We start from the raw sequence: 14,853 nt of genomic DNA, 5'->3' as shown, positions 1-14,853 counted from the left end.
CTGTTAATTGGTATAACCTGGATTTTGTGTTAAGTTGTTATTGTTCGCCCTGGCTTTTGCCGGAATAGGGAAAAGACGTTTATAGGTTTCTGCAGCATTTGCTGGTTTGAACAATTGCGCATTCTCCCATCTTCCAAAACGGATCATATCCGTTCTACGGGTCAACTCAAAAGTAAATTCCAACGCGCGCTCTCTATAGATGGCATCTAAGGTCAAGCTACTTGCAGTGAATTGTTTAGATGGCGTGCTAGGGAATGCTCTTCCACGAACCATGTTTGCTGCTGTCAATGCTTCGCCCGCATTTCCGTTGGTTGCCCCACGAAGAATAGCCTCGGCTTTCATCAGGTAAACATCTGCCAAACGCATCACCACCACATCATTTCCAGCATTATTGTTCAACTGGTTTTTGTCTGGGTAGTATTTGATACAACGTGCTCCAGCCAAACGACCGCCATCATTTGCACCACCAATATCGAAATCTGATCCTGGTAATAAGTTAAAGCCGTAAGGGTCGATCACAATGTTGACATTGTCATAGACCAAAGGTTGGCCTGTGGAAGTATATTGTTGGCCGTATAACCATTGTTGCTTCCGGATATCATCGTTTTCAAAATAGTCGAAATAGGCAGGCTGTGTACTCCAGCCATTCCAAGGGTTGGTACTCAACTCGAAGGTTTGGCGGTGGGCATAGTGTAATACACGCAAGAAAAGGGTATTACCGCCTGCGCGGGTCGCATCAAATGGAATGGAGAATATAGGTTCTGTACTGGAAGAACCGTTATCTGGCTTAAATTGAGCCAAAAAATCGGCCTCTAAGCTGTATTTTCCTGAGTTGATTACCGCATTGGAATGCTCCACAACTTTATTCCATTGGGCAGTCCCCGCATAAACCTGTGCATTCAAATATACCTTTGCCAATAAAGCATGGGCAAACCATTTCGTCGGTCTGGCATAGGTAGCCTCCGATTTTTCCTCATTCAGATTCGCCAAGTTCTCTTCCAATTCCTTTACGATGAAATCATAGATTTCTGCACGGGGTTTGGTACTAGGCAATTCTGTACCCGTATCAAAGGAAGTAACCAAAGGTAGATTTCCATAGGCGTCCATCATCAGGTAATAATACCAGGCACGCATCACTTTGATCTCAGCCAAAGTTTGGGCTTTGGTATCGGAATCCGGTGCATTTTCCAGGATACTCAATACCCGGTTACAGGTACCGATGGCATTGAAACCCCAATCCCAGGTATTGCTCACCACCTCATGGGAAGACGACCAGGTATGGAAATGCATATCGCGCCATTTTCCACCATCAAACCAGTCACCACCACGGGTTGGCACCACCACTTCGTCTGCTCCTCCCGTTTGTAAACTGAAATAATTGTCGAAATATCCTCTGGCAGAGGTATAAACAGGTCCCGTAACGGCCACAAATTGTTCAGGCGTTTTCGGGAAAGTATCTTCGGTATAGGCCGAGTACATCTTGTCATCAAATTTGGTACAAGATTGACCCGCCAAGGTTAGCCCTAGGGCTACCATTAAATAGAGTTTGCTATAATTTCTTTTCATGACTTACAGATTAAAAGGTGAAGTTTACTCCCATAGAGAATGATCTAGTTTTTGGATAATAATTTCTATTATCAATACCTGGTGCCAAACCACCTAAGCCTACTTCTGGATCTACTCCACTATAATTCGTAATCGTAAATAAATTCTGTGCTGTTAGATAAACACGTGCATTTTTGAGATGACGTAAGTTTCCTGTTTTGAAGGTATAACCTAAAGTTGCATTGTCAAGACGTAGGAAAGACCCATCTTCCAAGAACCTGCTAGAAGCAATCAATGGTGTTTCAAAGATTCCTTCTTCTACAGCATCTTTGGAAATATTGGTCACATTTGCCTGTTGTAATCTGGAAAGATCTGCACGTGTAGCATTAAAGATCTGGTTACCATACATGCCTCTTAGGAAGAAGTTGAAATCCCAGTTTTTGAATTGGAAGTTGTTATTCCATCCGTATGTGAATTTTGGTAAAGCCTGTCCCATGACCATATAGTCATCCGGTGCGGAGATCTGATCTTGGGTCACCAGCTCACCATTAGGTTTTTGGTAAATTGTTTTTTGGGTTGCTTCATCATAACCTATATAATTGGCAACATAGAAAGTTCCCAAAGCATGTCCAGGCAATACGATAGATGCTGTTTGACCCGTCCATCCTTCCAATCCGATACCACCTTCAAAGCGTTGTGATACCCCGATGTTCTCGATATTGGAAGCTAAACTTCCCACCTTATTGATGTTACGGGCAAAATTTACGGAGGTATTGTAAGAGAAGTTCTCGTTGCGATATACTACTGCATTCAACACCACCTCTACCCCTTTATTGGTCATGGATGCACCATTTGCCAATAATCTATTATATTGGTAAGGAGGCGAAGGAACATCATATTCGTATAAGAGGTCTTTGGTTTCCTTGTTGTAATATTCAATGGAACCAGAGAATCTTCCTTTTAGCAATTCAAAATCGATTCCTGCGTTAAACATGGAAGTGCTTTCCCATTTCAGGTCAGGGTTTTCATTTTGGTTTACGCCGTAGGCATTCACCCATTCACCGTTGTAATAGAATTGGCCATCACGAGGACCGAAAATGATGATCTGGCGGTAAGGATCGATGTTTTGGTTACCCGAAACACCATAACCTGCCTTCAATTTCAAATCGGAAAAGATCGTTTGGTCTTTCATGAACGCCTCTTCGCTGATTCGCCAAGCTCCAGAAACGGAACCAAAGGTTGCCCAACGGTTGTTCGCACCAAATTTTGAAGATCCATCACGTCGAACGGCTGCACTTAAGATATATTTATCAGCAAAAGTATAACCCACACGACCGTAGTAGGAAATCAATAAGGATTCCAGAATGTATGGATAATCTTGGAAAGGATTATATCCATTTGGCAAAGTACCTAGGTTCAGGTTGTTTGCTCCTAAGTCATCCGAAAGGAAACCGGTTGAACGTGCTATTACACCATCATTGTTTTTGGTTTTTTGGTAAGAATAACCCACCATCGCATCAAAAGCATGCTGATCTTTCGTAAGGTTATAGTTCAGATAACTCTCTAAGATCTGATCGATGTTTTTCAGGTTCGTGCGTTGTGCAAAACCTTGTCCCAATGCATTGGAATCAAAATCCGTACGGTGCATATAGTACTTGCGATCATATTGATTTTGTTGGTAGGAAAGCACATTGGTCCAAGTCAACCCTTTGTATAAAGTTAAATCAGCTTTTAAGCTTGCCAATAAGGTATTATTGTTTCTGTTCTCATCGCGTTGGTTCAACATCGCTACAGGATTCATGTAGCCTGTTCTTCCCGGCACTTGGAAATAACCTCCATAAGGTGCATAAGTAGGATCATCACTCATGATCGGAGAAGTCGGCACAAAGCGAGCTGCACCATTGAATATTCCATAGTCAACATGGTTGGATCTATTCAAGCTGTTGGCTAAGTTCAAAGCCAATTTCAAGCGGTCATCAAAGGCATTCTGATCCAGACCAACCCTTGCTACAATACGCTCAAGATCATTTCTTTTCACAATACCTTGATTGCTGAAATAATTGATGGATGCATTATAACGTGTTCCTTCAGAACCGCCGGTCATGGACAGGTTGTGGTTATGTGAAAATCCAGTTCTGGTGATGGCTTCTTGCCAATCGGTGGTGTGCCCAGCTTCCGATGGGGAAACAGCCAAACCATGCTCTTCTACAAAGGCCGCATGTTCAGCAGCGCTCAGGACATTTACTTGGTTGGCGATTCTTTCGGTTGCGGCGTATCCACTATAACTTAAAACTGGGGTTCCGGCCTTACCTCTTTTTGTGGTCACGAAGATAACCCCATTTGCTGCGCGGGAACCGTAGATAGCGGTGGATGAAGCGTCTTTCATCACATCCATGGAAACGATGTCATCGGGTGCTACCAATTCAATATTGGCACCCACTACCCCATCGATCACATATAAAGGAGATGAACTTGCTGTTAAGGAAGAAGGTCCACGAAGTTGTACCGTAGCTCCCGCCGTTGGATCACCACCCGAACGGTTTACGGTTAGACCCGCTACTTTACCCGCCAATAATTGATCTGGCGAGCTAACCACCCCTTTATTGAAATCCTTTGGACCTACACTGGCTACCGATCCGGAAATCTGTTTCTTTCTCGCTACACCATAACCAATCACCACGATCTCATCTAGATCGCTAGCCGTATTTTCGATCACGATGTCCAGCACGTTTTCTCCAGCTTTGATCGCGATTGCTTTTGAAGCTGTTTTATAGCCCATGGCGGTTACCGTAATGGTCTGGTTTCCTACGGCAATGTTCTGAAAACTGTAGGCTCCTTCAGGACCTGAAGCTGTTGCCGCTTGAGTTCCCTGAACCTGGACTGTAGCACCTAAAACTGCCTGTCCTTCCGAGTCGGTGATACGTCCGGTCAAACTTGCAGTCTGGGCAAATACAGACATGCTCATCAACATCAGTAATCCGATGCTTAAAATGGCACGAGTAAATAATTTGCTCATAATTGTGTGTTTTGTTGTTTAGTAATTTAGTTTGTTATTGCTCAATACAAAGTACTCCCCAGGAGCCAGTTGTATTCCACTTTGTGTTGTTAAGGTTTTGCTTTGGTTATTTAAATTGTCGTGCCAAGTACCCGCCATGGCAGCACTGATGTTAAGTTGCTGTTGCACTACATCAAAATTGCCGATGATCAGGACCTTCTGTCCAGCACTTTCCAATAGGTAATATTTCACGGCAGCATTCAAGGAAGATGCCTGCAAAGTCGCGTTTCGGAAAATAGAATTTGCCTTTTTCAAACGGATCATTTTCGCATAGTTCTTGAAGAGCTTGGTCCGGATCGGATCGTTGAAATATTCCCATTTGATTGGCTTCTCTCCTGTCCTTCCATTTTGATCAATGGAGATTTCATAACCCAATTCCCCGAATTGCCAGATCATTTTTGGTCCTGGTGCAAACAGTAGGAAGCTTGCTGCCATGCTATTTCGATCAATAGCGGTAGGCAATTGCTTGATGGAATAACTTCCGGAGGTGTTGCCATACTGCAGGTTTTTGAACATGATCCGTTCTTCGTCATGGGATTCCATGTAACTGATGAGGTTTGGATTAGAAAAGCCTCTATTCTGTGCAAATAAGCGGGAGAGATCGGATTTATTATCGCTGTTATAGCCCATGGTGGCCTCATTGAATGCCTGGTTCAGGTTATTCCAGAGGAACATCTCAGCTTCTGCCAATTCTTTCTCTTCTCGGTCATCCGCGAAGTGTTCCAGGATCACATAAGCAGTAGGATCTATGGTCTTGATGTAACTGTTGTACATCTTCCACAATTGAACCCGGCTAGCATCATAGGCGGACCATGCCCCGACCGCTGATTCTGAAGTGCCGGAGTTCTTTTGTGTAAACCCTTTTGATAAATCAAAACGGAACCCATCCACCTTATATTCACTTAACCAATATTTTAAAACGTCTTTTACAAAAGTCTGGCTGAGATTGCTCTCATGGTTCATATCATAACCTACATTAAAAGGATGCATCGCGATTGGATTGAACCAAGGATTGGAAGCCGTTGGGGCTCCATTCTCAAAGTATAATTGCACCATGGGCGATTGTCCAAAGGCATGGTTCAAGACCACATCCAAAATCACGGCCATCCCCTTCTGGTGGCAGGCATCAACAAATGCTTTCAACTCATCCTGCGTTCCATAATATTTGTCCAGAGCCAAATGGAAGGATGGGTTATAACCCCAGGTGGAATTCCCTTCTGACTCTTGGATAGGCATCAATTCTATGGCATTAACTCCTAATTTTTCAAAATAGCTGATAGAATCCTTCAATGTTGTATAATCATGGCTTTGGACAAAATCCCTGACCAAAGTTTCATAGATCACCAGATCGTATGGATTGGGTTTGTTGAATTGGCTGATCTTCCAGTTGTAGGAGGATGCCTTTAAATTCAACACAGATACTATACCCTGAGCTTGCGCAGGATAATTAGGCAAACTTGACCTATAGGAAGATTTAATTCCAGCATCATGGGCAGGATCTAAAACCAAATGGCTATACGGGTCAGCAATCCGAAGCTTGCCATCTACCATAAATTGATAAGTATAATCCTGGTTCAGATTAAGGTCGGTCAACCTGATCCAAAAAGTCTTCCCATCTGGGGTTTTATTTAATACATATTTTTCAGAAGCCTGATATTGATTGAAATCACCCAACAAAAAAACCGATTGTTTCTGTGGAGCGCTCAGTGCAAAGGTGACCGTATTGTTGCTTCTATCGATGCTTACCCCATTTGGATTTACACCAGCTGGCAATTCTGCCACATTGGACGATCCGGTAACAAATACTTCAAGATTCTGAGTGCTTTGCTGTCCATTAGCTTCAATCTTAGCCAAGAAATTATGTAAACCTACCTTGGTTAATTTATGGCTAGCTTTCAAGGTTTTACTGTTTTCTTCAACCCCGATCTGAACACCGTCCAAACTCAGGCTGATTTTCCCGGATTGGTTAGCCATGATCTCAAAACTAACTTCTTCTTGAACAGCATAACTTTCCTGCTCCGTTTTTAGCAGGTAGGTAGGTTGGGTAACAGGTTTATTGAATCGGATGGCTAATCCTTCCTTCTTTGCTATTGGAATATATAGATCTGAACCATCTTTATTTCGACCTACTTTAGTGCCTGTTCCATTTCTTACCAATAAGGCTAAGTACTTGACATCATTTCCATTGGAAAGTTTATAGAGAACACTTGGATTTAATGTAAAAGCATATTTACCATCATTTCTTTTGGTCATTTTGAAGGAAGCATCATTGCTCGTCCAGGAGCTGATTACATTTTTCCAATCCTGCGCACCAGCACTGGCGGCTGTGATCAGACCCATATGCAGGTATAAATCTCCGTTTTCGCCTTTTAATTCTGCATTCCCTTTGGAAGGATCAAATAGCAAAGTAGCTTGATCATTCCAATAGAGAAAGCCTTGCTCTACCGACAATAAACCCTCTGTACTTACTGCTATAGGATCGGGTTCATCGGTTGGCACGGCCTTCTTACAGGCCATAAAGCTCCATAAACTATTAGCGATTAAAAGAAATATGATTAACTTTCTCATTTGCTTACGATTTGGCATCCTTGGGAACGTTCCCAGAATGTGTGCAAAAAAATCATGGATACTTCAGCTAACAGGAAAACCAAAACAAGATGTTGGTGTTCAAGCCTAAAAATAAGATGATTTTAATATTTAATCTTTGCTACGACAATTGATGGATTGCAGTAGGTTTATAATTTTAATTGATTTCAATGTTTAGTTGGGAATGTTCCCGAAACTAATCGAAGATAAGAGGATATTTTTTATTAAGCAAGAAATTTATGATATTTTTTTACTGGAATCTTGATAAATGAGACTGGAATCCAGGATGATAGTTTGCTGTTCCTCTAATTTTACCGGTTTAGCAAGGGATTCAAATAAATAGGTAGCCGCCACTTTTCCCATTTCAAATGCAGGTTGTTTTACCACGGAAAGTGAAGGGTTCAACAGATCGGTAATATCCAAACAAGAGAAACAGATCAACTTCAAATCTTCAGGCACTGCAATTCCTTCCTCTTTCGCCACACGTAAGGTGGAAATGGCTAGACGCTCTACCGAGGCAAGGATGCCATCCGGTTTTGCATCTCTCAACAATTCACGGATATCTTCCGTATTCAGTTCCGCTTGGTTCACAGTATCCAATACCAATTGATCATCTACAGGAATCTTGTATTTTTTTAAGGCCCTTTTGTAACCATCCATGCGGACTTTACCTATGGAAATATTGGGATTGATGACCAAATAGGCAATTCGTTTACAACCATTTTTTATCAGATGTTCGGTTGCTAGGAAACTGGCCTCTTCATCATTACCCGTCACATAGACGGTATTGATATCATCATAATTTCGATCAAAGAAGACAATGGGAATATTATTATCCTTCAACAGGTTCAAATGGCTATGATCATTGCCTTCGCCCGAAGCCGACATCAGAATACCATCTACCCTACCATTGGAAAGGGAACGGATAATGGATGCTTCGTTCTGAACCTGATGGTCTGTCACATAAATCAAGGTATGATATCCTTTGGATCGTGTTACCAATTCTATTCCTTTGATCGCCTGACTGAAGAATTTATTTCCAAATTCAGGAATGATAATCGCAATTGTTTGGCTCTTGCTAACCCGCAAGTTACTGGCATGAAGATTAGGTGAGAACCCAATTTCTTCAGCCATTGCCAAGATACGTGCCTTTGTTTCCGGGTTGATGTCGTTACTATTCCGAAAAGCACGGGATACCGTAGACTTTGAAAGTCCAAGTTTTGCGGCCAGATCGATAATAGTTAATTGAGACATATAATGTATATGGTTGCGGCTCAAAGATATGGCAATTATCCTAATTTAAAAATAAAAGGCTTGCCAATATTCGGCAAGCCTTTAACTGATTGAAAAAATCTTGTTTATTTAAACCCTTATTAACCTTCTTTTAAGATCGAATTTACCTTATCAAACTCCTCCTGTACCTCTTTCGATGCTGGTTTGGTTATTAACGAAACAAGCACAATAGTCAAAAATCCCAATAAAAATCCAGGGATGATTTCATATACCGCTTTATAATCATGAGGAACATAAACCCAGATCAATACGGTCGCTGCGCCAACCAACATGCCCAAAAGACCTGCTATGGCGGTTGTTCTTTTCCACACCAACGATAAAATAATGATCGGACCAAATGCAGCACCGAAACCTGCCCAGGCATTACCTACCAGATTAAGGATACTATCTTTAGGTGTCAGCGACAAAAGAATAGCGATGACAGCAACAATCAATACCGAAATCCTACTCACCAAAAGCATATTCTTTGCCGAAGCCTGTTTATTGAAAAAAGTCTTATAAATATCCTCGGTCATGGAACTGGAAGTCACCAAAAGTTGGGAAGAAATCGTACTCATAACGGCGGCCAAGATGGCGGACAATAAAAATCCTCCGATCAATGGATGGAACAATACACGGGAAAGATGGATAAAGATAGTTTCTGACGCTTCCTTCGAGCCATCAAACTTGGTCATGGTAGCTTGGTCGAACTGTTGGAGATAGGCAATACCGAAAAGACCAACCAACATGGCGCCCCCAACGGTAAATATCATCCAGGTGATCCCAATTCTTCTGGCCTTCGGAATATCCTTCACACTGTCAATCGCCATAAAACGAACCAAAATATGTGGTTGTCCAAAATAGCCCAAACCCCAAGCCAATAGCGAAACAATGGAGACCGTAGTGGTTCCTTTAAACAGATCGAGGTAATTGCTGTTCTTGTTTTCGATGATATCCATGGTCGTTCCTAACCCTCCCAACTGGGAGATTAATACGATGGGAAGAATCACCAAAGCCAACACCATGATCGTCCCTTGCACAAAATCTGTTAGACTCACTGCCAGGAAACCTCCTAAGAAGGTATAGAGCACTACCACCGACGCAGTGAGGAACAAACCGGTATAGTAGTCCATATTAAAGGCCGATTCAAACAATCGTCCACCAGAAACCATACCCGCTGAGGTATATAAGGTAAAGAATACCAAGATCAGGATGGATGAAACCAACTTCAGCAGCTGGGTCTTATCCTGGAAACGGTTTTCAAAGAATACCGGAAGGGTAATGGCGTTTTTAGCTACTTCGGTATAGACCCTTATTCGAGGCGCTACGATCACATAATTGAAGAATGCTCCAATGGTAAGACCAATAGCGATCCATGCTGCGGATAGTCCAGAAAGGTACATCGCACCGGGCAATCCCATCAAAAGCCAACCGCTCATATCCGCTGCACCAGCAGATAAGGCAGTAACTGCCGCCCCCATTTTTCTACCCCCGATCAGAAATTCTTCCGAATTGGATGTGGATTTCTTCCAGGAATAAAATCCGATCGAGACCATTAACAGCATGTAAATGGTGATGGAAATAAGTTCGTATATATTCATATGGTTAATTGAAAAGATAAAGATGCTATAATTTTGGAAGAATTTCCATGGTTTTTAAATGATTATCCAATATAATTTTTGCCTCAGGCATCTTTGACGACCATTCTTTTAAGGTCTTTAAGGCGTCCATCTGATAAGGATAGAAATCCAAGGCTTTTTGGATCTGAAGGAAAGCGGCTTCGCTACCCCCTTTTTTCATGGAGAAAAGCGCCTTAGTCAATTCTTCAGATGCATAATATAGGGAAGAATGCTCTCCCTCCATTTTGTTGAAGAAAGCCTCTGCTTCCGCTATCCTATTCTGCGCTATTAACAGCCTAGTGATTTTCAGGTTATTTACGGGCGAAGTTCTGGAAGGATCACCGTCCCTCACCATCAATTTTGCTAAGAAATCCGACAGGGATTTAAGATCTCCTTTCTGCGCATAGGCTTCCGCATACAGCAATTCAAAATCAGCTCGGCCAGCTTGTGTTGCTTGTAAGGTCGGGTAGATCTTATCCAGATTCTCCAAAGCTTTATCAGCTTCCTGATTGGCCAATAAAGCTTCCAGGTATTGCATCCGGATGCCATAATTCTGTGGTTTCTGCGCAGAGATGTGCGCTAAAGTCTTAAGCTGTTCTTTATCGCCTAATAGTGCCCGCTGCCAAGCAGCAAAGATTTTTGCCTCGTCTTTCCTGTCCCTCAGGTAGGTTGAAATCTCTGATCCTTTTTTGATATATTCATCCGCCGTTTCAAGGGCTTCAACTAACCTTCCCCGATAGAAATAAAAATTACGGAGCGTGGCAGAGATCCTTGCCTGTTCCATATAATCCGTTTCCAGTTCATAGGCTTTTTGGTATAATCTCGCCAGGCCATCGACGTTTCCAGGATCCTTTGCCCCCAATAATCGCGCTTCTGCTAAATAGATTGGCGCATAATCAGCATCCAATGCTTTTGCTTGGTTCAATTTTTGGTTTGCCTCTTCAAATTTCTTTTGGGAGGTAAGGAATTCCGCATGGGCAAGGATTGCCGGAAGATAGGTCGCATCATATTGTAAGGCCGTATCGATCAATCTAATCGCCTCATCCAAGTCATTCCTGCTGCTATAATTTGCCAGATTCAAATAAACCTGAGACCAATTGGAAGCCATCGCTTTGTGATCCCCTGCCAGGTATGCCTTTTCTTTTTTGATCAGTTGATCAAGGAAGGCATACATTTCCGGATCCTTTGTCTGCAGGTCGGCCAAGGTATTCATGGATTTAAAATCCAAGGGATGCACTTTCACTTTTTCAAAGTAAGCCGGATAGGTCTGTGCAAAATACTCCGATTCATTGTTCTGTGAATAGTAGTCCAAGGTCCTACCGTTTTCCATCGCGCTGTAATAGAGCGATTTTATCTTTCTATTCTGCTCGTCGGTAAGTACCATGCCGTGGAACAGGTGTACATATTCATGCAGCAATACATTTCGTTCCTCAAAAGCACCACGTTCCACATATTCAATGGCTGCAGCACCTGAACCCACGCCTCTGATATCCATCCATTGCCTATTGTCAAACGTAGTATTGAACCTGAAATAAGGTGCTTTCATGGCAATGGCCAAATCAATGTGCAATGGTGGAATCACAAATAAGCGGTGCTGTTTGACGAGGAATGGAAAGTAAACCGTTGATGTATATAACTGGTTCCAGGCCATTCCTTTTGCTACATTTCCAGGATAATAAGCCACATCGGGAAAGACTTCCAGGAAATCTTCCATGTTATCAATCTTCGGATTCCGGAGGGATTGCATGATGCGATCATATGTCTTCAAGTATGGGATCCGTTTGGATTTAATGACAGCCGCTAATCCATTATGCGCCGGCCCATAATGTTTTTTCTTTTGTAGGATTTCGATAAATAGATTCTCCGAATTCCTTAACCTTTCTAATCGATCTAATGCATCAAAATCGCTGTATAGGAGCGATGCTTTATGCATAGCCGGTAATACAGAGTTTGGATATTTTGTACTAATCCGATCGATGACCTGATAGGATTCATTGATTTTATTGGCCGTGAACAGACTATCCGCCTGATTAAGATCTTGTCTAATTTCCTTTTCCTGTTTATCCAGGTAATCGGCGTAAGTCAGGTTGGTATGTCCATTTCCGAGATGCCAATGCGATTGGAAATGCAATGGGTTCAATTTTAGGGCGATTTCCCATTGTCCAACCATGGCATCCAGTTGGGTGGCGTCAATTCGTCTCCAAATGGCATATCCACAATAGAATCTAGCATCGGCATGGAACGGATCCAACTTCAAGCCTTTAACCAACACTTCCTCTGCTTCTTTAGGTTTCTGGTCCCAGAAAAATACATCCGCCTTTAGGAAATAACCTGCTGCCTGATCGGGGAAATGCTTGATCAGATCGTTAGCAAGTTGCAATGCTTCCGGATATTTCTTCTGTAGCATCAGCGCCCTTCCCAATACCATGGCATAATCCAGGTCATTGGCTGTTTGCGGCAGAATAGCTTTCATCAGTTGCTCTGCCTCCTCCAATTGCCAAGCTTCGATCAAGAGGATCGCTTTCCATTTCTGGATTTTTAGATGGCTGGATTCCTTCTGGTTCAATTCGCTCAAAAGTTCTTCGACCATCTTGAATTCATTGTTCAGCCAATTATATTTTGCTTGAACATCGATTTTATCGACCCTGGATAGATTCTTAATCGTGGGTAATTTCGTGTTTACATAAGTCCAATCGCCAAGGTCAAGTAGGCGGTTCATTACCTTCGCCGGATCGGATTTCCGATCTTCCAACGATTTGCGCTGCTGAGTGATCTCTTTTTCCAGCTTGGTTTGGATCTGTTGTAGATCGTCCAATAGGTCCTGCGCATTTAGGGTCAGGACAGATGATACAGCAAGAAAAAGAAGAAAAAAGTATTTTTTCATTTAATATTTCGCTGCTTGATCGGGTTTCGGAGTAGATAATTTGATGAACTGTCGGATGTCCTCATTGGCCTTGATCAGGTCTTCTTTTCGCAGGTACATCATATGTCCACTGCGGTACCCTTTGAAGCTCATTCTTGGAGCCAGTTTACCCGATGGATCCATCTGCCACATATTATATTTTGCATTGAAATAATCACATGCCCCATCGTAATAACCAGACTGAACCATAACATGTAGGAATGGATTGGCAGCCATGGCCTGTCTTAAGTTGTACCCAGTATTATCATTGCTGTTGTCCCAAGGATGAACATTGCCGAACATATTGTATTTCACATCCGATTTATACTTCAGTTCATTGGCATAATAGTAGTTAATGGCTGGAGTAAAGGAATGCAACCAGGAAGTCAGTTCCGCATTAAAATCGGGGCGTTCTCCGCCATCGCGCATGTCGATTCCCAAATAGCGGGAATCCAGACGACCGATGGTCATACCTTGATCCCTCAACAGTTCTTTCCAATACAGATTGGTGGAGATATCCATGTTGTTCTGGGCAATGACCGTTTCCGACAATCCGGAATACCTGGCCATCTTTTTAATGATGGCTGCTTTACTGTTGGCATCTAAGCTAGAGCCTTTTGCTATAGCCGGTAACAATTCATCCATGGTGAACTGCTCCACCTCGGGCAGCATCGCTTCCAATTCCTTGCTCTGCAGATCGGAAGGTAATTTTTTATGGAACCAGGCTGCTGCTGCATAATAGGGCCAACGTAAGGCTTTTTCCAAGGCACCATCCCTTTTGATTCCCAATTCTGTTGGAGATACCAAGATCACACCATTGAGGTACATCCATTGGTTGTTCTGAAGTTCATGGGCAAGTCCGGATACGCGGGTGGTACCATAACTCTCCCCGATCAAATACTTCGGAGAGGCCCATCTATTGTTCCTTGTCACAAAGGTATTCAACCATTCTGCTAGATATCGGATGTCGGCATTAATACCAAAGAATAATGATCGATCTGCCTTTTCATCCAGTATTCTGGAGAAACCGGTATTTACCGGATCGATGAATACGATGTCCGCTACATCGAGAATAGTATAAGGATTTTCCTTGACGCCATAGGGCTGTAAGGGATATCCTTCATCATCAATATTCAATAACCGTGGACCGGTATAGGCCAAGTGCATCCATACGGAGCCAGAACCTGGACCACCATTGAAGGAAATTACCAAGGGTCTTTTATTGCGATCCTGAATATCATCGCGGTAGTAATAGGTATAGTGAACAGTTGCCAAGACCTTTCCAGCATTATCCCAAACGGGTTGGGTGCCTGCTTTGGCTGTATAGGAAAATTTTTGTCCATTAGCGGTGATCTGGTGTTTGGTAGTTACCGCGGAATCAGCTAAGGGAATACGTTGGGCATGTGTTATGGAGATAAAGCATACTGCCAACATGGAAAAGAAAAGGTGTTTCATTTTATTTAGTAATTAGTAATCAGTATTTAGTAATTAGTATTTAGTAATTAGTATTTAGTAGTTAGACCTATGGCGCCCTCCGTCATTGCGAGGAGGTACGAGGAAGCAATCTTTGGATATGCGGCGCCCTTTGTAATGCTGTGATCGAATCTTTGTCATCCTGAGCGCAGTCGAAGGATCTGTACGGGTGCCACATGTAGATGCTTCGACTACGCTCAGCATGACATGCGGGAAGATTGCTTCGTTCCTCGCAATGACGCGTGGCGGTTTTCAAAGCCCTCCGAATATACGAAAAAACGCATAAAAACAGAAAGAGGCTGTCTAAAAAGGTCTCTTAAAAGAGAACCCCGTCATTAAAAAATGGCGGGGTTTTTCTGTTTTTTGTCCTCAAGATTTTGTATCTTAAGGTGCAACCAAAA

General features: G+C 42.6%; 7 protein-coding genes. All 7 read right to left on the bottom strand.

Annotated features, from left to right (window positions below; translation table 11 throughout):
- Positions 1-3: 3 nt before the first annotated feature.
- Positions 4-1,566: a RagB/SusD family nutrient uptake outer membrane protein gene (locus tag VJ786_RS12205; RefSeq protein ID WP_099366845.1), complete on the bottom strand. Its 1,563-nt coding sequence runs from the start codon at positions 1,564-1,566 to the stop codon at positions 4-6.
- Between the two features lie 10 nt (positions 1,567-1,576).
- A complete protein-coding gene (locus tag VJ786_RS12200) occupies positions 1,577-4,561 on the bottom strand; it encodes a SusC/RagA family TonB-linked outer membrane protein (RefSeq protein WP_134777076.1) in 2,985 nt (994 codons plus the stop codon).
- Between the two features lie 18 nt (positions 4,562-4,579).
- A complete protein-coding gene (locus VJ786_RS12195) occupies positions 4,580-7,168 on the bottom strand; it encodes an alpha-amylase family glycosyl hydrolase (RefSeq protein WP_167554260.1) in 2,589 nt (862 codons plus the stop codon).
- Between the two features lie 255 nt (positions 7,169-7,423).
- A complete protein-coding gene (locus VJ786_RS12190) occupies positions 7,424-8,440 on the bottom strand; it encodes a LacI family DNA-binding transcriptional regulator (protein WP_134777078.1) in 1,017 nt (338 codons plus the stop codon).
- Between the two features lie 119 nt (positions 8,441-8,559).
- Positions 8,560-10,059: a sodium/proline symporter PutP gene (putP, locus tag VJ786_RS12185; RefSeq protein ID WP_134777079.1), complete on the bottom strand. Its 1,500-nt coding sequence runs from the start codon at positions 10,057-10,059 to the stop codon at positions 8,560-8,562.
- A 25-nt stretch (positions 10,060-10,084) separates the two neighbouring features.
- Positions 10,085-12,961: a tetratricopeptide repeat protein gene (locus tag VJ786_RS12180; RefSeq protein ID WP_134777080.1), complete on the bottom strand. Its 2,877-nt coding sequence runs from the start codon at positions 12,959-12,961 to the stop codon at positions 10,085-10,087.
- The gene (locus VJ786_RS12175; protein ID WP_099366839.1) at positions 12,962-14,434 is read right to left on the bottom strand and encodes a S10 family peptidase; all 1,473 of its coding nucleotides are present in this window, start codon (positions 14,432-14,434) and stop codon (positions 12,962-12,964) included.
- Positions 14,435-14,853 lie beyond the last annotated feature (419 nt).

The sequence above is a fragment of the Sphingobacterium tenebrionis genome (assembly GCF_037126265.1).
GTDB lineage: Bacteria > Bacteroidota > Bacteroidia > Sphingobacteriales > Sphingobacteriaceae > Sphingobacterium > Sphingobacterium tenebrionis.
This window is presented reverse-complemented; position numbering and strand designations above follow the sequence as displayed.